General features: G+C 61.7%; 21 protein-coding genes, 1 tRNA gene, 1 pseudogene and 1 riboswitch. Of the genes and pseudogenes, 10 read left to right on the forward strand and 13 right to left on the reverse strand.

Features of this window, described 5'->3' with window-relative positions:
- Nucleotides 1-106, forward strand: a pseudogene (locus LQK84_RS19670) (IS630 family transposase); the annotation flags it as partial.
- 413 nt (nt 107-519) lie between these two features.
- Here the strand turns inward: LQK84_RS19670 and LQK84_RS19675 are convergent.
- Nucleotides 520-1,131: a flavin reductase family protein gene (locus LQK84_RS19675; RefSeq protein ID WP_230830435.1), complete on the reverse strand. Its 612-nt coding sequence runs from the start codon at nt 1,129-1,131 to the stop codon at nt 520-522.
- A gap of 5 nt (nt 1,132-1,136) precedes the next feature.
- Nucleotides 1,137-1,715: a nitroreductase family protein gene (locus tag LQK84_RS19680; protein WP_230830436.1), complete on the reverse strand. Its 579-nt coding sequence runs from the start codon at nt 1,713-1,715 to the stop codon at nt 1,137-1,139.
- Between the two features lie 197 nt (nt 1,716-1,912).
- Here LQK84_RS19680 and LQK84_RS19685 point away from each other — a divergent pair, with 197 nt between their 5' ends.
- On the forward strand, nt 1,913-2,932 hold the full coding sequence (locus LQK84_RS19685; protein WP_230830556.1) for a hypothetical protein: 1,020 nt from the start codon (nt 1,913-1,915) through the stop codon (nt 2,930-2,932).
- Nucleotides 2,933-3,062: 130 nt separating this feature from the next.
- Here LQK84_RS19685 and tig read toward each other — a convergent pair whose 3' ends face one another.
- Nucleotides 3,063-4,559, reverse strand: coding sequence for a trigger factor (gene tig, locus LQK84_RS19690; protein ID WP_230830437.1), 1,497 nt, complete (start codon nt 4,557-4,559; stop codon nt 3,063-3,065).
- Nucleotides 4,560-4,755: 196 nt separating this feature from the next.
- Nucleotides 4,756-4,840 (reverse strand) — tRNA-Leu (locus tag LQK84_RS19695).
- A gap of 809 nt (nt 4,841-5,649) precedes the next feature.
- Between LQK84_RS19695 and LQK84_RS19700 the strand changes: the two genes are divergently transcribed.
- From LQK84_RS19700 to trmFO, 3 genes are all read left to right on the forward strand, one after another.
- Entirely contained in the window at nt 5,650-5,793 is a 144-nt protein-coding gene (locus LQK84_RS19700) for a DUF1127 domain-containing protein (protein ID WP_230830438.1), read from the forward strand.
- 358 nt (nt 5,794-6,151) lie between these two features.
- Nucleotides 6,152-6,295, forward strand: coding sequence for a DUF1127 domain-containing protein (locus LQK84_RS19705; protein WP_109858523.1), 144 nt, complete (start codon nt 6,152-6,154; stop codon nt 6,293-6,295).
- Between the two features lie 130 nt (nt 6,296-6,425).
- Complete coding sequence (gene trmFO / locus LQK84_RS19710; RefSeq protein WP_230830439.1) at nt 6,426-7,844, forward strand: methylenetetrahydrofolate--tRNA-(uracil(54)-C(5))-methyltransferase (FADH(2)-oxidizing) TrmFO; 1,419 nt, start codon at nt 6,426-6,428, stop codon at nt 7,842-7,844.
- Between the two features lie 74 nt (nt 7,845-7,918).
- Here the strand turns inward: trmFO and LQK84_RS19715 are convergent, their stop codons facing one another.
- From LQK84_RS19715 to yajC, 5 genes are all read right to left on the reverse strand, one after another.
- Nucleotides 7,919-8,374, reverse strand: coding sequence for a hypothetical protein (locus LQK84_RS19715; protein ID WP_230830440.1), 456 nt, complete (start codon nt 8,372-8,374; stop codon nt 7,919-7,921).
- A gap of 78 nt (nt 8,375-8,452) precedes the next feature.
- On the reverse strand, nt 8,453-9,325 hold the full coding sequence (locus tag LQK84_RS19720) for a phytoene/squalene synthase family protein (RefSeq protein WP_442966992.1): 873 nt from the start codon (nt 9,323-9,325) through the stop codon (nt 8,453-8,455).
- A gap of 16 nt (nt 9,326-9,341) precedes the next feature.
- The gene (locus LQK84_RS19725) at nt 9,342-9,722 is read right to left on the reverse strand and encodes an Mth938-like domain-containing protein (RefSeq protein ID WP_230830441.1); all 381 of its coding nucleotides are present in this window, start codon (nt 9,720-9,722) and stop codon (nt 9,342-9,344) included.
- On the reverse strand, nt 9,719-12,274 hold the full coding sequence (gene secDF, locus LQK84_RS19730) for a protein translocase subunit SecDF (protein ID WP_230830442.1): 2,556 nt from the start codon (nt 12,272-12,274) through the stop codon (nt 9,719-9,721). The genes LQK84_RS19725 and secDF overlap by 4 nt, the downstream gene beginning before the upstream one ends.
- A gap of 59 nt (nt 12,275-12,333) precedes the next feature.
- Entirely contained in the window at nt 12,334-12,681 is a 348-nt protein-coding gene (gene yajC, locus LQK84_RS19735) for a preprotein translocase subunit YajC (RefSeq protein WP_230830443.1), read from the reverse strand.
- A 192-nt stretch (nt 12,682-12,873) separates the two neighbouring features.
- Between yajC and LQK84_RS19740 the strand changes: the two genes are divergently transcribed.
- A complete protein-coding gene (locus LQK84_RS19740) occupies nt 12,874-13,740 on the forward strand; it encodes an ATP-binding protein (protein WP_230830444.1) in 867 nt (288 codons plus the stop codon).
- A gap of 182 nt (nt 13,741-13,922) precedes the next feature.
- On the opposite strand, the gene LQK84_RS19745 is transcribed toward LQK84_RS19740, so the two are convergent.
- From LQK84_RS19745 to LQK84_RS19755, 3 genes are read right to left on the reverse strand one after another with little or no spacing between them, the layout of a single operon-like run.
- Nucleotides 13,923-14,678 (reverse strand): phosphodiester glycosidase family protein, encoded by a 756-nt coding sequence (locus LQK84_RS19745; protein ID WP_230830445.1) that lies wholly within the window; start codon nt 14,676-14,678, stop codon nt 13,923-13,925.
- 5 nt (nt 14,679-14,683) lie between these two features.
- Nucleotides 14,684-15,532, reverse strand: coding sequence for a 3-deoxy-8-phosphooctulonate synthase (kdsA, locus tag LQK84_RS19750; protein WP_230830446.1), 849 nt, complete (start codon nt 15,530-15,532; stop codon nt 14,684-14,686).
- Nucleotides 15,529-16,413, reverse strand: a complete 885-nt coding sequence (locus LQK84_RS19755) for a VOC family protein (protein WP_230830447.1) — start codon at nt 16,411-16,413, stop codon at nt 15,529-15,531. Before LQK84_RS19755 ends, kdsA begins: the two co-directional genes overlap by 4 nt.
- 224 nt (nt 16,414-16,637) lie before the next feature.
- Between LQK84_RS19755 and LQK84_RS19760 the strand changes: the two genes are divergently transcribed.
- The 4 genes from LQK84_RS19760 to gcvP all read left to right on the forward strand — a co-directional run bounded on the left by LQK84_RS19760 (nt 16,638) and on the right by gcvP (nt 21,924).
- Nucleotides 16,638-16,922 carry a hypothetical protein gene (locus LQK84_RS19760; RefSeq protein ID WP_230830448.1) on the forward strand — a complete coding sequence of 95 codons (285 nt, stop codon included), beginning with the start codon at nt 16,638-16,640 and terminating at the stop codon, nt 16,920-16,922.
- Between the two features lie 146 nt (nt 16,923-17,068).
- Nucleotides 17,069-17,163: riboswitch (glycine riboswitch) on the forward strand.
- A gap of 148 nt (nt 17,164-17,311) precedes the next feature.
- Nucleotides 17,312-18,451 (forward strand): glycine cleavage system aminomethyltransferase GcvT, encoded by a 1,140-nt coding sequence (gcvT, locus tag LQK84_RS19765; protein ID WP_230830449.1) that lies wholly within the window; start codon nt 17,312-17,314, stop codon nt 18,449-18,451.
- A gap of 22 nt (nt 18,452-18,473) precedes the next feature.
- Nucleotides 18,474-18,836, forward strand: a complete 363-nt coding sequence (gene gcvH / locus LQK84_RS19770) for a glycine cleavage system protein GcvH (protein ID WP_230830450.1) — start codon at nt 18,474-18,476, stop codon at nt 18,834-18,836.
- 223 nt (nt 18,837-19,059) lie between these two features.
- Nucleotides 19,060-21,924 carry an aminomethyl-transferring glycine dehydrogenase gene (gene gcvP / locus LQK84_RS19775; RefSeq protein ID WP_230830451.1) on the forward strand — a complete coding sequence of 955 codons (2,865 nt, stop codon included), beginning with the start codon at nt 19,060-19,062 and terminating at the stop codon, nt 21,922-21,924.
- 288 nt (nt 21,925-22,212) lie between these two features.
- Here the strand turns inward: gcvP and LQK84_RS19780 are convergent, their stop codons facing one another.
- Nucleotides 22,213-22,620 (reverse strand): response regulator, encoded by a 408-nt coding sequence (locus LQK84_RS19780; protein WP_230830452.1) that lies wholly within the window; start codon nt 22,618-22,620, stop codon nt 22,213-22,215.
- Nucleotides 22,621-22,627: the final 7 nt, after the last annotated feature.

Here is a 22,627-nt window from a genome sequence, read left to right on the forward strand (position 1 = left end):
GCGCTCCATCAGTGGCCTCTGGAACACAATTGGGCGCGTCCTCAAACTCTTCACGCCAAACGAATGCCAGAACTATTTCGCCGCCGCTGGATACGATGCAACATGATCGGATTCCGATCTAGTACAAATTACGCAGCGATGACTGGTTCAGCCAGCCCAAGCCTAATATCGCTCCTCCGCTTAAAAAGGAAACTCAATCAGATTTCTTTTCTGACCACCATACAAAGCTAGTGACTTCAGGTTATGGCTGAAAACCGGGCCGAGCTTCGTCAGATCGACTTGTTGAAAAACTATTAAGCTTGTGCTTTTCCCTTTCTCTTTCACGCCAACCAATTTGTAGATAAACACGATCGGGGCTTGTATACCTGTATCAAATCCAAGCCTTGGAATTTAAACGATCCCTACCGAAAACTCCAAAAGATAAAAATGGCTTTACAAAGATAATTCAATGACATATTTGTTCGTATCTTGATGGCCAGTGGCGTGCCACCTTCCCCACCCATAAAAACGAAGTTCGTCTTACGTGATCGGCCAGTTCGGGCGGAAAAGTTCGAACACGTCGCCCGCATCGCAATAATCCATGTAGCCCAGACGACCGAGCGGCCGAACAAGGCCCATGTCGATTCGGCCATTCTTGATCGCCTCATCACGGATATGGACGCCGACGACCTGGCCGATGATCATCGTGTTCTCCGATTCGATCCCATCGAGGCCGACAAGCCGCTTCACCTCGACCACCCGGCATTCCAGCGCCGCATAGGCCTCCGCGACCACGGGTGCATCGACAAGCTGCCCGGTGACCGGGGTGAGACCGGCGAGCGCGAATTCGTCGATTTCAGGCGGCGCGGAAGCCGAGCTCAGGTTCATCGCATCCAGGAGCGCACGGCCGGCAAGGTTCGTGGTGAATACGCCGGTCTCCTCGGCATTCCTCTGGCTGTCCTTGCGCCCGCTGGACGAAAACATGACGAGCGGCGGGCGGTCCGCAATCGCAGCGAAGAAGGAATAGGGCGCGAGATTGAGCGCGCCCGCCTTCGACTTCGTGCCGATCCAGCCGATCGGGCGCGGCGACACGATCGCCTTGAAGGGATCGTGTTTCAGAAGCGGCGGACGCTGCCCGGTCTCGTAGAACATGGGTCTCAGCCCTCCATCCAGGTGACCTTGTCGGACAGTTCCGGGCGCGGCCGCTCGACCACCGGAAAATCCGTCGACCCGATATGGATGAAGCCCGCAACCTTCTCGCCGGGCTGCACGCCGAGCAGCGGAAACGCCCGCTCGTCGAAGGCGAACCATTCGGACAGCCAGTTCGCCACATATCCATGCGCATTGGCCGCCATGAGGACATTGAGGCAAAGTGCGCCGGCCGACATCACCTGCTCCCATTCAGGGACTTTGACGTGCGGCGCGGCGGTGCTGATCACGCCGATCACGACGGGGGCACGGGTGAAGCGGCAGCGCTCCACCTGGATCATTTCACCGGAAAGCTTCGGATCGCGCTCCAGCGCCATCTTGAGCAGTTCTTCGCCGATCTCAGCGCGGATGGCGCCCGTGTAGACGATGAAACGCCACGGCGCGATCTTGCCATGGTCGGGCACGCGCACTGCAAGCCTGAGGATATCCTCGATCCCTGCCCTGTCCGGCCCCGGCTCACGCATCTGGAAAGCCGGGATCGACCGGCGGACCTTGAGATAGTCGATGAGTGCGGGATTGGCGTCCATGGCATGTCCTCTTTCACGTGTCTTTGAAACGCTTATCGCCGAGCGCCCGCGCCCATGCAAGGCACCCGGGGCTGAACACTGCGTCGCGGCCATCAAATTGCCAGACCGTGGCGCTTTATGCTCGCATCCGCAGAATTGGCTATGATATGACAGCACCGGTTTCGGCCACGCCGGGTTGCGGCTTCAAGCAGGACGACATGACGCGCATCAATTCCACAGCTTCTCTGGCGATCGCCACGGCCCTGCTGGTCGCCCTGACGCCGTCATGGGCGGCTGCCGTCGATCCGTTTGCCGCGTCTCCGAGTGGCGAGCCGAAGCTGAAGCTGCCGGGAATCAACAGTTTTTCTCCAGCTGGCGAACCGCCGGCCGTCCCAAAGGATGCGCGCACGGTGCGCTGCGACGCCAAGCTCACGGCCAACGGCCCGGCCATGCAGAACGGCATATCCTGGCATGTCTTTTCCGCCATTCCCGGCCAGGATGGCAAGTTGCAGCTCATTGCCGCCTCGGACGGCGGCTCGCACACCTTTCGCCTCGCCCCGGGCGACTACTTCCTCAACGCCGCCTTCGGCCGCGCGACCGCAACGAAGCGCTTCACCGTGCCGGCGAGCGGCGACGTCCCCAACCAGGAACTGGTGCTGGACGCCGGCGGCATCGTGCTGCACGCGGTTTCGGGCAGCGACACCAAGATCCCGGACAAGGACCTGAAATTCTCCATCTATACCAATGACGTTCAGGACGATGGCGAACGCGGGCTTGTCATGCAGGATGTGGCGCCCAACAGCGTCGTCCGGCTCAATTCCGGCACCTATCATGTGGTCTCGACCTATGGCAGCCTGAATGCCGTCATCCGCGCCGACATCCAGATCGCCGCCGGCAAGCTGACACAGGCGACCATCCAGCACCGCGCCGCGCGCATCACCTTCAAGCTTGTCTCGAGCGTTGGCGGCGAAGCCATTGCGGATACGGCGTGGTCGATCCTGACGGCCTCCGGCGACATCATCGCCGAAAATGTCGGCGCCTTCGCCACCATGGTCCTGTCGGAAGGCAACTACACGGCCGTCGCCCGCAACAAGGACAAGATCTACCAGCGCGATTTCGAGGTGAAGGCGGGACGCAACAGCGATGTCGAGCTGCTGCTCGGCCGTGACGACGCCAACCAGAACCAGATCCCGCAGGGCGCCGCCAGCACGGCCGCCGAAATGGCCTCCCCCGACTGACCTGACCCATCGGCCTGCAATCAGGCCACGGCTGGCCCGTTTCAGCCCGACATGGATTTCAAACACCCGAAACAAAAAAAGGCGGCCCGCAAGGACCGCCTTTTCAAATTCACGGAGAGATTGCCGACGATTACTCGTCAGCAGCCTTCTTCTTGGCCGGAGCCTTCTTCTTGGCAGCCGGCTTGTCTTCAGAAGCAGCCTCATCGGCAGAAGCCTCTTCAGCAGCGGCTTCCTTCTTGGCAGCAGCCTTCTTCTTCGGAGCAGACTTCTTGGCCTCAGACTTGCCTTCGGCTTCGTCGTCAGCGAGCAGCTCTTCCTTGGAGACCTTCTTGTCCGTGACAGAGATCTCGTTCAGCAGATGGTCGATGACCTTCTCTTCGAAGATCGGTGCGCGCAGCGAAGCGGCAGCACCGGGCGTGTTGCGGAAGTAGTCCAGGATTTCCTTCTCCTGGCCGGGGAACTGGCGCAGCTGTGCGAAGAGCGACTGCTGCATTTCCTCGTCGGAGACTTCGATCTTGGCCTTGTCGCCGATTTCGGAAAGAACGAGGCCGAGACGAACGCGACGCTGTGCGAGCTTGTTATACTCTTCGCGCGCGGCTTCTTCGGTCGTGTCTTCGTCAGCAAAGGTCTTGCCGGACTGTGCGAGATCGGTGTTGATCTGGCGCCAGATGTTGTCGAACTCTGCCGAAACCAGCTTCTCAGGCGTTGCGAAGTCGTACATTTCGTCGAGCTGGTCGAGGATCTGACGCTTCAGCTTCTGGCGGGTGACCGAGCCATACTGGCTTTCGAGCTGGCTGCGAACGATTTCGCGGAGCTTCTCGGCGGATTCGAGGCCGAGCTTGGTGGCCAGTTCGTCGTTGATCTCGACGTCCTTGGAGGCAGCCACGTCCTTGACCTTGATGTCGAAGGTGGCGTCCTTGCCAGCAAGGTTGGCAGCCGGATAGTCAGCCGGGAAGGTTACGTTGATGACCTTTTCATCGCCAGCCTTGACGCCGACGAGCTGGTCTTCGAAGCCCGGGATGAAGCGGTTGGAGCCGATGACGAGTTCTGCGTCTTCGTCCTTGCCGCCGTCGAAGGCAACGCCGTCAACCTTGCCGAGGTAGTCCATGGTGACGCGGTCGCCCTGAGCGGCCTTGCCCTTCTTGGTCTCGTAGGTCTTGGCGCTTTCGGCGATCTGCAGGACCTGCGTGTCGACTTCCTCGTCGGCAATGTCGACAACTTCGCGCGTGACCTTGATGGACGAGACGTCCTTGATTTCGAACTTCGGGATCACTTCGTAAGCGATCGTGAATTCGAAATCGGCTTCAGCGGCCAGGATCTTGTCGGCTTCCGACTCGTCCTCGGTCATCGTGATGTCCGGCTGCGTCGCGGACTTTTCGCCGCGCTCGGTCAGGATTTCGTTCGGACGAACGCGGACGATCTCGTTGACCAGTTCGGCCATGACCGACTTGCCATACAGCTTCTTGAGCTGTGCGAACGGCACCTTGCCCGGACGGAAACCGTTGATCCGGACGCGATCCTTCACACCCTCAAGGCGCTCGTTCATCTGAGCTTCCATGTCCTTGGCCGGGATGACGACCTTGATTTCGCGCTTCAGCCCTTCAGCGAGCGTTTCGATTACCTGCATGTCTAAACCTTCATTTCCAAGCGGCGGCGCGTGTATCAAGCCTCAAATGTCGCGAGGCGCGCTGCCGGAACCTCGATTTGCCGGAGTGGCTTCTATGCAAATTCCGGGCGCTTTGGCAAGCAAAATGGCGCATACTGCGCGCAAAAGCCCGATTATATCTACGAGCGCCGCCTGCCAATCTGCCACATTATATATATGGTGCGGGTAGAGGGACTCGAACCCCCACGCCTTTCAGCGGTGGAACCTAAATCCACTGCGTCTACCAATTCCGCCATACCCGCCCCCGGAGCTGACCCGCACCTCTCCTCAAGGTGCCGGCCCGCACGGAAGCCGCCTCTATATCACCCGTCATGAAGATCGCAACAAAAAATAGCGCGTTTCACACGCGTATCGCTGCCTCCCCTCCCTATATCTAAGGGGTCGGGACCTCGGGGCCTTTAGGACAGTTTTAAGAGAGGCGCGTTATCGTCACCCAAGATGATAGACAAAAGCCATGCGAATGATGCATGCCACGTATGTTTATTTCGCACTGCACAAAACGGAATGAACGATCTATATTCAGATCATCAGGACGGCGCAGTGAACTGCAGAACGATCTGAAACGCGAAATTGGAATTCGAGACTGCCTACTCCTCCTCCCAGGGCGTCTCGTTTATGACTGACAACACTCCTCCTCCCAGTTGTCAGTCGCTTATATGACGCCCGCCGCACCTCCTCCCGCGGCGGGCGTTATAATTTCCGGACCCCACTTCCCCAATTCTTCCCGTTGACGCGAAAAGCCGGCCATACAATCACTGGCCAGAACGGAACGTACATTCCGTTGGCCGACTTCCGGTTCGCACACGCACGCGCAGAAGACGCTTTCATCGGCAAGGTGACGCCCAGCGCACAGCCATTCGGCGAGCAGGCGGAAAACTGCACCCGCCGAAAATTCCTTAACAAATTCTTATCCTTGCGCGACGCCATGCATCTGACGCATGGGTGATCTGCCGGATTTGCGCTTTATCATTGCTGCGCCGCAACATATAACGGTGATCAGAGATGAAGAGGCAGCCAAACGTGTTGCCAAACCTGAAAGAAGGATAAGGCCATGAACATTGCTCGCTCTTTTGCTAACTGGCGCAAGTATCGTCAGACCGTTGTCGAACTCGACCGTATGTCGAACCGCGAACTGACCGACCTCGGCATCGCCCGTTCGGAAATCCAGCGCGTCGCCCGCGCCGCCGTCCGCTAATCGGCACAAACACTTTCCCCTAGAAAAGCCCCGCCGGCTCAGCCCGCGGGGCTTTTTGTTGCCCATAGTCTTGCCACGACCTCGCCCAACTCTTTAACATTCTGTTAAAATTGGCATTTTAGATTCATAGCGACGCGCAATGGCTCAGAAGCGACATGCATCGCTGCCTATTTTCGCACCAGCGATTGCGACTTGAGCAAGCAATTGCACAAATGCATAGCAGACGCTGAAATTCCGCACTGCACATTGCCGCTGCGATGCACTATATGAACCTCATCGAAGGACCACAGCGATGACGGGGCGGTTATGCGACGCATACCGGCGCATGTGGATCTCGAAAACCATTGAGGAAACGACCATGAACCCGATCCGTCTTGCCAAGAACTGGCTGTCCTACCGCCGCACGCTGTCCGAACTGAGCAACCTGCCCTCGCACACGCTCAGCGACATCGGCCTGACGCGTTATGACATCCGTATGGTTGCTGCCCGCCAGGCACGCTGAACCATCCGATCATAAGACGCATGTCCGCAACGGCGCCAACAGGGCGCCGTTTCGATTCTGGGGATGCGCTGCGGGGTTGTGATGAATTTTTTGTCGTGCTTGCGCCCGCGCTCATGATATGGAGCCGCCCATGACAAACATCTTCGCCACCTCCATCTCTCCCGTCCATGTCGTCGGCGGCGGTCTTGCCGGTTCGGAAGCCGCCTGGCAGCTCGCACGCGCCGGCGTTCCCGTCATTCTGCACGAAATGCGCGGCGTCAAAGGTACGGACGCGCACAAGACCGATGGTCTTGCCGAGCTCGTCTGCTCCAACTCCTTCCGCTCCGACGATGCCGAGGCGAATGCGGTCGGCGTGATCCATGCCGAGATGCGCATGGCCGGCTCGCTGATCATGTCCTGCGCCGACCGGCATCAGGTACCCGCCGGCGGCGCGCTTGCCGTCGACCGCGACGGCTTTTCCGAAGCCGTGACCCGTGCGCTCGAAGCCGAGCCGCTGATCACCATCGTGCGCGAGGAAATCGACGATCTGCCGCCGGAAGACTGGGACCTCGCCATCGTCGCCACCGGCCCGCTGACATCCACCGGCCTTGCTAAGGCGATCCAGAAGGCGACCGGCGAAGACCAGCTCGCATTCTTCGACGCCATTGCGCCGATCGTGCATCGCGATTCGATCGACATGGATATCTGCTGGTACCAGTCTCGCTACGACAAGGTCGGCCCCGGCGGCACCGGCAAGGACTACATCAACTGCCCGATGGACGAAGAGCAGTACAACGCCTTCGTCGACGCCCTCGTTGCCGGTGACAAGACCGGCTTTCACGAATGGGAGGGCACGCCCTATTTCGACGGCTGCCTGCCGATCGAGATCATGGCCGAGCGCGGCCGCGAAACGCTGCGCCACGGCCCGATGAAGCCGATGGGCCTCACCAACGCGCATAACCCGACCGTCAAGGCCTATGCCGTCGTGCAGCTGCGCCAGGACAATGCGCTCGGCACGCTCTACAACATGGTCGGCTTCCAGACGAAGCTGAAATACGGCGCGCAAGCCGAGATCTTCCGCATGATTCCCGGCCTGCAGAATGCCGAATTCGCCCGCCTCGGCGGCCTGCACCGCAACACCTATATCAATTCGCCCGTCCTGCTCGACCGCTCGCTGACGCTGAAGTCGCGCCCGGGCCTGCGCTTTGCCGGCCAGATCACCGGCTGCGAAGGCTATGTCGAAAGCGCCAGCATCGGCCTGCTCGCCGGCCGCTTCGCTGCAGCGGAACGGCTTGGCCGCGACATCGTGCCGCCGCCGCCGGAAACGGCGCTCGGCGCATTGCTCGGCCACATCACCGGCGGTCATCTCACCACCGACGAAGAACCGGGCAAGCGCTCCTTCCAGCCGATGAACGTCAATTTCGGCCTGTTCCCGGAACTGGAGCCCGGCTCGATCGTCAGGCCCGAAGGCCTCAAGCGTTTCCGCGGCAAGGACAAGGCAATCGCCAAGAAGAAGGCCATGAGTGCGCGCGCGCTGAGTGCCTGCAAAGCCTGGCTGGAAACGGCGTAACGAAAGCCAGTTGTCGCTACGCCTTCACTGCCGCGATCGCACCGTTTCTCCTTGGGAGCCGTCGCGTCCCGGCATCAGGCGGGGCTCAGCACCGTCGAATCATCGCCGCCACCGCTGGCGGCGAAGCTGCCGAGCAGCCAGAGTGACACTTCCGCAGCCTGACGCTCGGTTGCGAACACGAATTGACCGCTATCCGAGACGGAATTCTTGAAATCGAGCCGGACGGCGTTCTCGCTGTCGCCCGGCAGAACCGTCACTGTGCCTGGATGCAGCAGCCGGCACGCCATGGTCCGCCCGCGATAATGCACGCAGCCAACCTTGTTGTCGAAAAGCCTAAGGAAAACCGTCTGCCGGTCCGCCGTCGCCACCACATCGCGAACGGCCTCCTTGGGAAAGGCGCGGCCGAACTCGATCAGCGCCGGTCCCGCATCATCTTCCTCATCCCGATGACGCGCAGCAAGCTGCATCGAGTAGATCGAGAACATGGTGATCAGGAAGATCGCCAGCAGCCAGACATAGATGGCGGGCACGGGTCATCTCCGCAGTTTAAACGAGAGAACAAGCTTTCTCTTTAGAAGCCGGAGCTTGTCCGAATTTTGCCGAGGCGGTCAAAGGCTGCGCGTCCGGGAGGCCCGCCAGAGCCGCCACTGCGTACCCAGCGGACCGGCAGCGATATTCGCCGAGAAGACGCCCGACTTCACCTTCAGCGCCCGGGCCAGCACGCCGCGCGTCAGCGCAACCGGCAGGAATGGCGAGAAAGCCTCGCTCGCCGTCGGCAGATGCGCACGCGCCTTGTCGAGATGTTCCAGGCCGAAACTTGCGAAGATCTCGATGGCAGGATCGAGCTTGGCCCTGTCCGTTCGGGCCAGAAAGGCGTCCCGGTCGAGCCCTGCGGCTGCCAGCATGTCGAGCGGCAGATAGACCTGACCGCGCGCCGCATGACGTGGCATCAGGAGAAGCGCGCCGGCTACCGCCTGCGCCACGCCGGCATGGCCGGCAGCCTCGGCATGGGCCTGCGCAGACGCGGGCGCGGCAATCATCAGCCCGAGCTGGATCAGCGCGGAGGCGGTTTCTCCGGCATAGCCTTCGAAATCATGTCTGGCGGGCATCGGATCGTCATAGAGATCGAAGACACGCGCCTCGCACATGCTGGAGAGGACATTGCGCGGCAGCTTGTGGCGCCTGATGACATCGAACAATGCGGCGGCGAGCGGCCCCGCATCCTCGCCGTTCGCCGATTTCTCGAAGAGATCGCGCCACCATTGCAGGCGGATTTCGCCCGGCAGCAGCTCGCGCACCAGATCGCGCACCCGCGCGATTTCCGCATTGAAAAGATAGAGCGCCGCCATGTCGCGCTGCACCGGTTCCGACATCAGCAGACAGGCAAGATAGCGGTCGCGATCGAGATCGCGCAGCGTCGACAGACAATAGGCGAAGGCGTCGTCCAGTGCAGGCTTGCCGGCGGGATCGGACATGGTCATGCGGTTTCCTCAGGCCTCAGACGGCGATGAAGGCCGCTGCGACCGGCCGATTCTCCGAGAGCATGATGTTATACGTGCGTACCGCAGCGCCGGTGCTCATCGGATCGGAATTCATGCCATGCGCGCGGAACAGCGTCTTGAGCTCGGCGGAAAGCGGCCTGATATCCCGGCCGGTTCCCACCAGCAGAAACTCGATCCGTTCCGCTTCCGCGATCACCTTGTCGAAATCCTCGGGCCTCAGCGGCGTCCCCTCCACTGCCGTCCAGGCATGAATGCCGGACGGCAGGCAGAGGATGGAACCGCGATGCGACATGTCGGCAAAGCGGAAGCCGCCATTGCCATAGACGTCCATCTGCACCTGTTCGGGCAGAAAGCCGGGACCTTCGGTCCTGCTCATTTTGCGCCAGCCGGCTGCGCCGCCTGGTCCTCGTCATCCTTCGCATCCGCGCCGTTATCCGAACGCAGCTTGAAGAGGATGAGAACCGGGGCCGCGATGTAGATCGACGAATAGGTACCGACGATCACGCCGAACAGCATGGCGATGGTGAACGACCGGATCACTTCGCCACCGAAGAGAACGAGCGCCAGGATCGCGAGCGACGTCGTGATCGAGGTCATGATCGTGCGCGACATCGTCTGGTTCGTCGACGTATCGATGATCAGCGACATCGGCATTTTCTTGTATCGTCGCATCGTCTCTCGGACACGGTCGTAGATGACCACCGTGTCGTTCAACGAGTAGCCGACAATCGTCAGCACCGCCGCGATACTTGAGACGTTGAACTCGGTTCCGGTGACGACGAACATGCCTATGGTCAGCAGAACGTCGTGCACGGTCGCGATGATCGCTCCCACCGCGAACTGCCACTCGAACCGGAGCCAGACATAGATCAGGATGCCGATGAGCGCGACCGTCACACCGATCGTGCCGGTCTTGGCGAGTTCACCCGAAACCGTCGGTCCGACGACCTCGACGCGCGAGAAGGTGTAATCCTTCTGCAATTCGCCGCGGACCAGCGAATCCACCGACTGTTCGGCATTCTCGCCACGGTTCTGCGCCTGAACGCGGATCAGCGCTTCCGACGGCGGGCCGAAACCCTGAACCTGGACTTCACCGAGGTTCAGGCCGGAAAGCCGTTCTCGGAGGCCCTCCAGATTGGCTTCCCCCTGGATCGCCTTCACCTGGAAGATCGAGCCGCCGGTAAAGTCGATGCCGAGATTCATGCCGAGCGTCATGAAGCCGACGACGGAGGCGACCGACAGCATGGCGGACAGGCCGAAGTTGAAGTTGCGCAGCCGCATGAAGCGGATGTTCGAGCCGTCGAAGAAACCGGTGCGAACACCCTTCGGAACGGCCTTCGGACGCGTACGACGCACCCAGATGGCAACCAGCCAACGGGTCAGCGTGTAGGCCGTGAAGACCGTCGTCACGATACCGATCATAAGCGTGATGGCAAAGCCGCGGATCGGGCCGGAGCCGAGGAAGAAGAGCACGGCGGCGGCGATGAAGTGCGTGACGTTCGCGTCGACGATCGTCGCGAAGGCACGCGTGAACCCGCTTTCCACCGCCGGCAAGAACGACTTGCCGTTCTTGAAGTCTTCGCGGATGCGCTCGTAGACAAGCACGTTGGCGTCCACCGCGACACCGATGGTCAGCACGATACCGGCAATACCCGGCAGTGTCAGCGTCGCCCCCATCATTGTCAGGATCGCGAGGATCATGATGACGTTCAGGGTCACGGCGATGTTGGCGATGAAGCCGAGCATGCCGTAGAAGACCATCATGAAGACGACGACGAGCACGGTGCCGATGAGACCGGCAATGACGCCGCTCTTGATCGAGTCGGCACCCAGGCCCGGACCGACGGTGCGTTCTTCAACCACGGTCAGCGTCGCAGGCAGCGCACCGGCGCGCAGCAGGACGGCAAGGTCGTTGGCCGTCTGAACCGAGAAGCTGCCGGAGATCTGGCCCGAACCACCAAGGATCGGCTCGCGGATGACCGGAGCGGACAGAACCTCGTTGTCGAGCACGATGGCGAAGGGCTTGCCGACATTCTCGCTGGTCGCCTGCGCAAAGCGCGTCGCGCCCTTGGAATCGAAGCGGAAGGTGACGACCGGCTCGTTGGTCTGCGAGTTGAAGCTCGCCTGCGCGTCGACCAGGTCTTCACCCGAAACCAGCGCGCGCTTCTCGACGAGATAAGGAACCGGCGGATCGTCCTTGGAATAGAGCACTTCCGACGTGGCGGGCGCGCGGCCGTTCAGCGCGTCCTGCGCCGACATCGACTGGTCCACCATGTGGAAGGAAAGTTTTGCCGTCTGGTTCAGGATGTTCTTCAGGCGCTGCGGGTCCTGCAGGCCCGGAACCTGAACGATGATGCGGTCGGCACCCTCGCGCTGGATGGTCGGCTCGGTCGTGCCGAGTTCGTCCACGCGGCGGCGGATGACTTCGGTCGACTGCGTGACGGCCGAGGCCATGCGGTATTCGATACCCTGGTCGGTAATGGCAAGCTTCAGCAGGCCGTCGCCGCCATCCGTCAGCGTCGCTTCGACGACGGAACCACCCGTGATCGTGCCGGCGGAAATCGGCTGCGTCAGACTGGCCAGCGCCGTCTTGGCCGCATCGACCTGGCTGGCGTCACGAATGCGGACCTGGACGACCTGCCCTGTACCGGAAAGGCCCGTATAGCCGATATTGGCTTCACGCAGCTTGGTGCGAACGTCGTCCACGGTCGACTGCAGCCGTTCCTTGACGATGTCGTTGCGGTCCACCTGCAGCATGACGTGCGAGCCGCCCTGCAGGTCAAGGCCCAGCGTGATCTTGTGCCTGGGGAACCAGGACGGAAGCTCCGAGAGCGCCTTGTCACTGATCGCGTTGGGCAGCGCAATGATGACGCTGACCGCGATGACAAGCCAGATGAAGATGGACTTCCAACGGGAATAATAGAGCATGGGACTCTCGGGCTTTCATAAGAAGAAGCCCGCCCGGTTTGAGCCGGGCGGGCGCAATGTCACTGCTTGGCGACGGGCTCGCCCTTGACGCGAACCTCGGTGATCAGCGAACGGACGACGCGGATCTTCACGCCGTCTGCAATCTCGACCTCGACTTCCTTCTCGTCCTCGAACACCTTCGTCACCTTACCGAGGATGCCGCCGCCGGTCACGACCTGGTCGCCGCGGCGCACATTGTTCAACATCTCCTCGCGGCGCTTCAACTGCGTGCGCTGCGGGCGGATGATGAGGAAATACATGACAACGAAGATCAGGAGGAAGGGCGCAACCGAGAGCAGGATCTCGACCGGACCGCCGCCTGCGGCAGGCGTTCCCGCGCTCTGGGCGAATGCGTCTGTGATGAACATGAAAACTCCTTGCAATTCATGTGGAGCACAAGCCTGCGCCCCTGGTCTTAAGCCGCCGGAATATAGTGTTCGCACTCACGAATGCAACAAATAGCTACTTCATGCGAACGTTTTCCGGACATATCGACCTTTCGGCCGGGTTTGCCTCATGTTACGCCCGGAAAAATTCGAAATGACATTGGAGGAAACGGCATGTCGGACACAACGACGCACGAACTTCTCATCGAGATCAGGCAATTGCGCGAGGCGCTGGAAAGAATCGCAGGCCCGAAACCCGCAGAAAACGATTGGTCATCCGCCGATTGCTTCGTCTGGTCGCCGGCGCGAAGCTTCCTGCAGCCGGTCGCCCGCCCGAACCGGGTGAAGCTGGAGCTGATCCACGGCGTCGATCATGTCCGCGACATCCTGTTCGAAAACACAAAGCGCTTCGCCGAAGGTCTGTCCGCCAACAACGTGCTCCTCTGGGGCGCGCGCGGCATGGGCAAGTCCTCGCTGGTCAAGGCCGTGCATGCGCGGCTCTGCGAAGATCCGGCGCTTGCCCTCAAGCTGGTGGAAATCCACCGCGAGGACATCAACAGCCTGCCCGCACTCATGGAGATCCTGCGCGCCGCGCCTGCCCGCGTCATCCTTTATTGCGACGACCTCTCCTTCGACCATGACGACACGTCCTACAAGTCGCTCAAGGCGGCGCTTGACGGCGGCATCGAAGGCCGTCCGGACAATGTCATCTTCTACGCCACCTCCAACCGGCGTCATCTGCTTCCGCGCAACATGATCGAGAACGAGCAGTCGACGGCGATCAATCCGTCGGAAGCGGTGGAAGAAAAGGTCTCGCTCTCGGACCGCTTCGGCCTGTGGCTCGGCTTCCATCAGTGCAGTCAGGACGTCTATCTCGGCATGATTGACGGCTATGCCGACCATTTCAGCCTCGAAGGCGACCGCGAGGACTTGCATCGCCGGGCGCTCGAATGGGCGACCACGCGCGGCGCGCGCTCCGGCCGTGTCGCCTGGCAGTTCGTTCAGGACGAAGCCGGACGGCAGGGCAAGGCTTTGGGTTAAGCCACGGGTGCGGCATACCCCTCACCCCGCCTCCGCTAGCGCTCGGCGGACCTCTCCCCAAGGGGCGAGGAGGCGTTGGACGCTGCGGCAATCTCCCTCTTCTCCCCCTGGTGAGAAGGTGGCCCGAAGGGTCGGATGAGGGGTTATCAGGTTGCTTGCAACCGGCCAATTTTACGTAGGATTCACGGCAAACTATCGGTGACGGCGAGAATGGGGCCAAGCGGCTCGCTCTCGTCGCGGCGGCCCCATTCCGGCACCATCATGCTGGAGATCGATCCGTCGAGAAACAGCGCGTTCCTGCAGTTCAGCACATCGCGATAGAACACCGCAAAATCATAGAAGCGCACCGGCCCCTTGGTGACGACGAAGACCACCCTGCCCTTGTCATCGACGCCGACGCCGTTGCGCAGTTTCAGGCTGTCGCTTTGCGGCAGGAAGGCGGGGTGGATCTGCCCGTCGATGACGAGCATGGGTCCGGATTGCGTGGCAAGCCGCGGCTGAATACCACTTGCGGCATAGGCTTCCGTCTCCAGGACGCCGGCCTTGCCGTCCTTGCCGATATAGAAGACGCCGTTCGGACGCAGGAAGAAATTGCCCCAGCCGCCGCCGCGCACCAGCGCGTGTTTCTCAACGCCCTCCTCCACATGCAATCCCACAGGACCGAGGTCGTAGTGATACATGCCGGCATTCATGGCGAAGCGGATGACATGCTTGCCGGAAAACCAGATGTCGCGCCCGAGCGCCCGGAACCCGCCATAGGCCTTGCCGGTCGCATCGGCATTGAAAAGCCGGATATTGTCCTTGGCCGGATCGAAGGTGCAGACGGCGTAGTCGTTGCCGAGATAGCCGGTCCATTCGCAATGGGCTGTCGCATGCGCAGTCAGAGGCGCGGCAGCAAAGAGACCTGCCGCAACCGAAAGCACCCGCCGCCAGCCCAAGGCCGTCAGCCCTTGGCGATGGCGTCGAAAGCCAGCAGCTTTTCGAGCAGCCGCGGCATGTCCTTCAGATGCACCATGTTAGGCCCATCGGACGGTGCGTGGTCCGGGTCCTCATGCGTCTCGATGAAGAGACCGGCGACACCAACGGCCACCGCGGCACGCGCCAGCGTCTCGACGAATTCGCGCTGGCCGCCCGTCGATCCACCCTGGCCGCCCGGCTGCTGCACCGAATGCGTGGCATCGAAGACGACCGGCGCGCCCATGGCCGCCATGATCGGCAGCGAGCGCATGTCGGAGACGAGTGTGTTGTAGCCGAAGGAGGCCCCGCGCTCGCAGAGCAGCACGTTCGGATTGCCGCTGGCGTTGAGCTTATGGAGCACATTCTTCATGTCCCAGGGCGCGAGGAACTGGCCCTTCTTCACATTGATCGCCTTGCCGGTCTTGGCGGCGGCGACCAGAAGATCGGTCTGGCGGCAGAGGAAGGCCGGGATCTGCAACACATCGACCGTCTCAGCGACAATGGCGCATTGCTCTTCCGTGTGGATGTCGGTGATGACCGGGAAGCCGAAATCCTTCTTGAGGTCGGCGAAGACTTCCATCGCCTTTTCAAGCCCGATGCCGCGCCCGGCGGACAGCGACGTGCGGTTCGCCTTGTCGAAGGACGACTTGTAGACGAGGCCGATGTTGAGCTTGGCGCAGATGTCCTTCAGCGCGCCGGCGATCTGATAGGCATGATCGCGGCTCTCCATCTGGCAGGGGCCGGCGATCAGCGAGAAGCGGCCGGTATTGGAGAATGTCACCGCGCCGGCACCGGAACCGATCGTCACGCTCGCATTGGTTTTGACCTCAGTCATGCCTTTTCCTCAAATGTGTAGAGAACGCCCTGCCCGGACGCCTCGGGGACGATCAGCCTTGTGCCGATCGTCTCGTGAACCACGCCATTGCGGCGCAAAAGTGTTGCCGTCGCAGCAAGCGAGGCCACATGGAACGAAACCGCCCGACCTCTTAAGCCGCGCGCATGACCGCAATATTTCCGGCCGAAGCGGGTTTCGAATTCCGCATGCGTCACCACCGAGAGACTTGCGCCGCCTGCCCACATCTGAAGGCTCTCTCCGGCCTGCTCCGGACGTCCGCCACGAGAGGCGGCTTCCAGGAAATCGGCAAAATCCTGCGGATGCGGCTCGCAGAGCGTGATGCCGGCAAGTCCCGTCACCCCGTTTTCATGCGCGACAAGCGCGGCACGATCGGCGGCCAAAGTATTGATGCGCTGGCAAGTAAAGGCAAAGAAATCCGGCGACCTCAGATCGGCCGCAAACGCGAGCCGGAACGAGGCGACGCTTTCCGCCCCATCCGGCGTGCGGAAAGGCCGCGAAAAATCAAGCATGCGCCCGGCCGAAAAGCCCGCCTGCCGGTAGGCTTCGTCATCGGCCAGGGCATCGTCGGTCTGAAACACCACGGCTTCCAGGCCTTCCTGTCCATGCCGGAACCGGAAGGCGCGATCTCGGGCCGTGAAGACATTGCCGGCCTCTGCAGATGCCAGGCTGTCCTCATCCGAGCCGATAGCCAGAGGCTCAAGATAGGTCCCGTCCTTCAGGAAAATACAAGCATTTTCAGTACCAAAGGGATGGCGGGCGTCGGGAGCGACGGTGAAGCCGAGCGAACCGAGCCGGGCGCGCGCGGTCGCCAGATCCGTCACGGCCAAGACAAGATGATCGATCGCCCTCGAACCGGACATGGCGGAACCTCTCTTTCGTTGCGCTTCATGTGCAATGTTCCCGCGCAGAATTCAAGACCGTAGTCCAGCCAAGATTTCTTTCGCCACACTCGTAAACAACGGCAATAGAAACGATTTAGGATTCTATAAACTTTTACCAAGTTGTTTTACGGCACATAATAGAAGATGCGCTAATCTGTACCCGTCAATGAAACAGAGGGTCCTTGATAAACAGGACAATCGACATGGCACAGGTAATCACGGTGTCGCCCCCCACCGCTGCAGCTGTCAGTGACAGTTTCAAGCAGCCAGCGGTGCGGACAGCGGCTTTCAACCCGATGGCAGCCGCCATCGAGGACTGGCATGCCAAGGCCATCGCCGATGGAGACATCGCCGATCGGTCGCTTCTGCAATTGGTGCATCCGCCATCACTGGCTCTGACGTTCCTGACGGCAACCCATCACAAGGTGCCGCAGACAACGCCGCAGCATGCGACAGCCGCGTATCTCGACAACGGGCACGGCAAGTAACGACCGGCGTTTGCATTCAGCCGTTTGGGTCCAGCGTGGCAGCGATGCCGCGCTCGCTGGTTTTTGCGTGCCATCTCGTTGCGACATTTTTTTGTGTCACAACGTCATTTCCCTCTTGTCAAATGCCATGCCGACCAAATAATTGGCGCACCCCGTTGGGAGAATCCGGCCGATGAACTCGGTCGGTGCCGAAGGAGCAACCGCCCCGGAAACTCTCAGGCCAAAGGACCAACGGATCGGAACTGCACTCTGGAGAATGGCGGTCAACCGCCTGCCGAAGGGATAACAATCTCAGGCAAAAGGGACAGAGGGGGCTCAAGAAGAAACCGGCGCGTCCGCGCCCAATCGAATGAGCCGGCGTAATCACGCCCTTGCCCGGAGACCCGCTCTTGAGCGCCGAGACAGATCTGAAAAAGACCCCGCTTCATGCGCTCCATCTGGAGCTTGGCGCCCGCATGGTGCCCTTTGCCGGCTACGACATGCCGGTGCAATATCCCGCCGGCGTGCTGAAGGAGCATCTGCACACCCGCGCCAGCGCCGGCCTTTTCGACGTGTCCCATATGGGCCAGGTCATCGTGAAGGCGAAGTCCGGCGACAATGCAGACGCCGCGCGCGCGCTCGAAACCCTCGTTCCCGTCGACGTGCTGGGCATCGCCCCGGGCCGCCAGCGCTATGCGCTCTTCACCAACGAGACCGGCGGCATTCTCGACGACCTGATGATCGTCAATCGCGGCGACCATTTCTTCGTCGTCGTCAACGCTGCCTGCAAGGAAGCCGATTTCGCCCATCTCGCCAGGCATATCGGCGACACCTGCGAGGTCACGCCGCTGCCTGAGCGGGCGCTGATCGCCCTGCAAGGCCCGAAGGCGGAAGCAGCCCTTGCCAGCCTCGCCCCGGAGGTCGCATCCATGAAGTTCATGGATGTCGCATCGGTCTCGCTGGTCGGTGCCGACTGTATCGTCTCCCGCTCCGGCTATTCCGGCGAGGATGGCTATGAAATCTCCGTGCCGAACGAAAAGGCGGAAGCGCTTGCCCGTGCCCTGCTTGCCATCGACGGCGTGATGCCGATCGGCCTTGGTGCGCGTGACTCGCTCCGCCTAGAAGCCGGCCTCTGCCTCTATGGCAACGACATCGACACGACCACGACGCCGGCGGAAGCCGCCCTCAACTGGGCCATCCAGAAGGTCCGCCGCACCGGCGGCGCGCGCGCCGGCGGCTTTCCGGGTGCGGACGCTGTCCTCAAGGGTCTGGACGCGGGCGTTTCCCGCCTGCGCGTTGGCCTGAAGCCCGAAGGCAAGGCCCCGATCCGCGCCCATACGGCACTTTTCGCGGACGAGGCCGGCACGCAAAAGATCGGCGAAGTCACCTCCGGCGGCTTCGGCCCGACGGTCGAGGGCCCGGTCGCCATGGGCTATGTCGCCTCCAGCCATGCCGCCTCCGGCACCACCATCTATGCGGAAGTGCGTGGCAAATACCTGCCCGTCGCCGTCTCCGCCCTTCCTTTCATCACGCCCGGCTACAAACGCTAATATCCAAGCAAAGGGGAAATCCATGCTGAAATTCACCGAAGAACACGAATGGCTGCTCGTTGAAGGCGATGTCGCCACTGTCGGCATCACCACCCACGCCTCCGAACAACTCGGCGACCTCGTCTTCGTCGAACTGCCGGAAGAAGGCACCTCTTTCGCCAAGGGTGCAGCCGCTGCCACCGTCGAATCCGTCAAGGCCGCCTCGGAAGTCTACTGCCCTCTCGACGGCGAAGTGGTCGAGGTCAACCAGGCCATCGTCGACGACCCGTCGCTGGTCGGCTCCGACCCGGAGGGTGCTGCCTGGTTCTTCAAGCTGAAGCTCGCCAACCCGGCCGATGCTGCGGCACTGCTGGACAAGGCCGCCTATGAGGCGCTGATCGCCTGAGGCGCGAAAACCCCTCACCCCGCCTCCGCTCCGCTCGGCGGACCTCTCCCCACAAGGGGGAGAGGAGACCACGAACGCTGCGGCTCCTGCCCGCTTCTCCCCATCAGGGAGAAGATGTCCGAAGGACAGATGAGGGGGCGGCCCGCAAGGCCCCAGCGAAAGGCCGAACACGGCCCTTCGCAGAAGACGAACAAACCCATTCCAGGAACCGGAACCAACCCCGATGACCCGTTACGCCGATTTCACCTTCACGGACTACCAGCCCTATGACTTCGCCAACCGGCGTCATATCGGCCCCTCGCCGGACGAAATGGCCGCCATGCTCAAGGTCATCGGCTATCCGTCGCTCGATGCGATGATCGACGACACGGTCCCGGCCTCCATCCGCGTCAAGGCCCCGCTCGCCTGGGGACCGGCGCTCACCGAACGCGAAGCGCTCGACCTGATGCGCGAGACGGCCAACCGCAACAAGCGCCTGACCTCGCTGATCGGCCAGGGCTATCACGGCACGATCACGCCGCCTGTCATCCAGCGCAACATTCTCGAAAACCCCGCCTGGTACACGGCCTACACGCCTTACCAGCCGGAAATCAGCCAGGGCCGCCTCGAAGCGCTGCTCAACTACCAGACCATGGTCTGCGACCTGACCGGCCTCGACATTTCCAACGCCTCGCTGCTGGACGAAGCAACCGCCGCCGCCGAAGCCATGGCGATGGCGCAGCGCTCCGCCAAGTCCAAGGCCCTGACCTTCTTCGTCGACCAGAACTGCCACCCGCAGACGATCGCACTCCTGAAAACCCGCGCCGAGCCCTTCGGCTGGACGATCAAGGTCGGCGATCCGCTGAAGGATCTGATGCCCGGCGCAATCTTCGGCGCAATCTTCCAATATCCCGGCACGCACGGCCATGTGCATGACTTCACGCCGCAAATCGAGGCACTGCATCAGGCACAGGCACTGGCCGTCGTCGCGGCCGATCCGCTGGCGCTGGCGCTCCTGAAATCGCCCGGCGAAATGGGCGCTGACATTGCTATCGGCTCCACCCAGCGCTTCGGCGTCCCGATGGGCTTCGGCGGCCCGCATGCAGCCTATATGGCAGCGAAAGACGCGCTGAAGCGCGCCATGCCCGGCCGCATTGTCGGCGTCTCGGTCGATGCGCGCGGCAACCGCGCCTATCGCCTGTCGCTCCAGACACGCGAACAGCATATCCGCCGCGAAAAGGCGACGTCGAACATCTGCACCGCGCAGGTCCTGCTCGCCGTCATGGCCTCCATGTATGCCGTCTTCCATGGCCCGAAGGGCATCAAGGCGATTGCGCAATCGGTGCATCAGAAGACCGTGCGTCTGGCCGAAGGTCTCGAAAAGCTTGGCCTCAAGGTCGAGCCGGAAACCTTCTTCGACACGATCACCGTCGATGTCGGCGGTCTGCAGAAGGTCATCCTCAAGGCCGCCGTCGCGGAAGGCGTGAACCTGCGTGCGATCGGCGACACCAAGATCGGCATCACGCTGGACGAGCGCACCCGCCCCTGGGCGCTGGAAGCCGTCTGGCGCGCCTTTGGCGGCGACATGACCGTGGACGAGGCAAAGACGCCCGAATGGCGCCTGCCGGAAAAGAACATGCGCAAAACCGAATATCTGACGCATCCGATCTTCCACATGAACCGCGCCGAAAGCGAGATGACGCGCTATATCCGCCGTCTCGCCGACCGCGACCTGGCACTTGACCGCGCCATGATCCCGCTCGGCTCCTGCACGATGAAGCTCAATGCAACAGCCGAAATGCTGCCGATCACCTGGCCGGAATTTGCCGAAATCCACCCCTTCGCGCCCGATGACCAGACGGAAGGCTATCGCGCGCTGATCGCCGATCTTGAAGCCAAGCTTTGCCAGATCACCGGCTATGACGCCTTCTCCATGCAGCCGAATTCCGGCGCGCAGGGCGAATATGCCGGCCTGCTGACCATCCGCGCCTATCACAAGGCGAGCGGCGGCGCGCATCGCCATATCTGCCTGATCCCGACCTCGGCCCATGGCACCAACCCGGCCTCGGCCCAGATGGCAGGTATGACGGTGGTCCCGGTCGCGGTTCTCGAAAACGGCGACATCGACATTGCCGATTTCCGCGCCAAGGCCGAAGAACACGCCGAAAACCTCTCCTGCACCATGATCACCTATCCGTCCACGCATGGCGTGTTCGAGGAAACGGTGCGCGAGATCTGCGACATCACCCACAAGCATGGCGGTCAGGTCTATCTCGACGGCGCCAACATGAATGCCATGGTCGGCCTCTCACGCCCCGGCGATATCGGCTCTGACGTCAGCCATCTCAACCTGCACAAGACCTTCGCCATCCCGCATGGCGGCGGCGGTCCGGGGATGGGTCCGATCGGCGTGAAGAGCCATCTGATCCCGTTCCTGCCGACCGATCCGCGCACGGGCGAAGCGGGTGCCGTTTCGGCCGCACCCTATGCCTCCGGCTCGATCCTGCCGATCTCCTGGAGCTATTGCCTGATGATGGGCGGCGAAGGCCTGACGCAGGCAACCAAGGTTGCCATCCTCAACGCCAACTATATCGCAGCCAGGCTGAAGGGCGCCTACGACGTGCTCTACAAGTCGGACAAGGGCCGCGTGGCCCATGAATGCATCCTCGACACCCGTCCGCTCGCCGCAAGCGCTGGCGTGACGGTGGACGACGTTGCAAAGCGCCTCATCGATTGCGGCTTCCACGCCCCGACGATGAGCTGGCCGGTGGCTGGCACGCTGATGGTCGAGCCGACGGAATCCGAAACCAAGGCCGAGATCGACCGCTTCTGCGACGCGATGCTGGCGATCCGCGCCGAGGCGCAGGCCATCGAAGACGGCACGATGGACAAGACGAACAACCCGCTGAAGAACGCGCCGCACACGGTGGAAGACCTCGTCGGCGAATGGGATCGTCCCTATAGCCGCGAACAGGGCTGCTTCCCGCCCGGCGCCTTCCGCGTCGACAAATACTGGCCGCCGGTCAACCGCATCGACAATGTCTATGGCGACCGCAACCTCTTCTGCATCTGCCCGCCGGTCGAGGACTACAAGGAAGCTGCGGAGTAATCTCCTGCCTGGAGCGCGACCTGAGAGCAGTTTCAGGTCGCGCATCAGAACAATTCCAGCGAAAGTGGAAACCGGTTTCGCGTCCGGAATTGCGTGAAAACAAAGAGATAGAGCGCCTTCGCGTTTCCATGAAACGCGGAAACGCTCTAGGCGAACGCTTTCGCGCCTTCGGCAAACATGCCAGCCGCCCCCGGATAAAACCGGGGGTATTTCATATGAAATGAAGCAATCAGACTTGCAGCAGTTCCTGTTGGGCCGGACGGGGCGCCGGGGAGCGCGAGGACCGGCTCAGGTCAGCACGGCAACGTCGACCCAGAACGCGACGAAGGAGCGCGCAAAGCGGCGATAGAGTTCCATCGTCAGCGGCTTCTCGACATAGGCATTTGCACCTGCCGCGTAGCCTTCCGAAATGTCACGATGATTGGTCGAGGACGAAAGGACGATCACGGGCAGCGTCGAGAATCGCGCGTCGGCCCGGATCGAACGCAGGACGTCCATGCCGGTGTCGCGACCCAAACTGAGGTCGAGGAGCACGATCCGGCAGGCCCTCGCTTCCAGCATCTCCTTCACCCGGTCGGCGGAGGGGCAGTGAAACAGCTCGACGGGCGCATCCACGCCCTCGAAGCCCTTTTTCACCAGAGAGAAGTCGATCGGGTCGTCTTCGATCACAAGGACACGCACGGGCTCCAGGCTCAAGACAGTA

This window comes from Rhizobium sp. C4, assembly GCF_021026315.1.
Lineage (GTDB): Bacteria > Pseudomonadota > Alphaproteobacteria > Rhizobiales > Rhizobiaceae > Ensifer_A.

What these genes read in the sequence shown, in the direction of transcription:
- yajC (WP_230830443.1), bottom strand. Translation starts at nt 12,681, where the DNA reads ATGTTCATCACAGACGCATTCGCCCAGAGCGCGGGAACGCCTGCCGCA.
- LQK84_RS19725 (WP_230830441.1), bottom strand. Translation starts at nt 9,722, where the DNA reads ATGAGCAGGACCGAAGGTCCCGGCTTTCTGCCCGAACAGGTGCAGATG.
- LQK84_RS19760 (WP_230830448.1), top strand. Translation starts at nt 16,638, where the DNA reads ATGGCACAGGTAATCACGGTGTCGCCCCCCACCGCTGCAGCTGTCAGT.
- gcvP (WP_230830451.1), top strand. Translation starts at nt 19,060, where the DNA reads ATGACCCGTTACGCCGATTTCACCTTCACGGACTACCAGCCCTATGAC.
- kdsA (WP_230830446.1), bottom strand. Translation starts at nt 15,532, where the DNA reads ATGACTGAGGTCAAAACCAATGCGAGCGTGACGATCGGTTCCGGTGCC.
- tig (WP_230830437.1), bottom strand. Translation starts at nt 4,559, where the DNA reads ATGCAGGTAATCGAAACGCTCGCTGAAGGGCTGAAGCGCGAAATCAAG.
- LQK84_RS19685 (WP_230830556.1), top strand. Translation starts at nt 1,913, where the DNA reads ATGACGCGCATCAATTCCACAGCTTCTCTGGCGATCGCCACGGCCCTG.
- trmFO (WP_230830439.1), top strand. Translation starts at nt 6,426, where the DNA reads ATGACAAACATCTTCGCCACCTCCATCTCTCCCGTCCATGTCGTCGGC.
- LQK84_RS19675 (WP_230830435.1), bottom strand. Translation starts at nt 1,131, where the DNA reads ATGTTCTACGAGACCGGGCAGCGTCCGCCGCTTCTGAAACACGATCCC.
- LQK84_RS19755 (WP_230830447.1), bottom strand. Translation starts at nt 16,413, where the DNA reads ATGTCCGGTTCGAGGGCGATCGATCATCTTGTCTTGGCCGTGACGGAT.
- LQK84_RS19740 (WP_230830444.1), top strand. Translation starts at nt 12,874, where the DNA reads ATGTCGGACACAACGACGCACGAACTTCTCATCGAGATCAGGCAATTG.
- LQK84_RS19705 (WP_109858523.1), top strand. Translation starts at nt 6,152, where the DNA reads ATGAACCCGATCCGTCTTGCCAAGAACTGGCTGTCCTACCGCCGCACG.
- LQK84_RS19680 (WP_230830436.1), bottom strand. Translation starts at nt 1,715, where the DNA reads ATGGACGCCAATCCCGCACTCATCGACTATCTCAAGGTCCGCCGGTCG.
- secDF (WP_230830442.1), bottom strand. Translation starts at nt 12,274, where the DNA reads ATGCTCTATTATTCCCGTTGGAAGTCCATCTTCATCTGGCTTGTCATC.
- gcvH (WP_230830450.1), top strand. Translation starts at nt 18,474, where the DNA reads ATGCTGAAATTCACCGAAGAACACGAATGGCTGCTCGTTGAAGGCGAT.
- LQK84_RS19720 (WP_442966992.1), bottom strand. Translation starts at nt 9,325, where the DNA reads ATGACCATGTCCGATCCCGCCGGCAAGCCTGCACTGGACGACGCCTTC.
- LQK84_RS19700 (WP_230830438.1), top strand. Translation starts at nt 5,650, where the DNA reads ATGAACATTGCTCGCTCTTTTGCTAACTGGCGCAAGTATCGTCAGACC.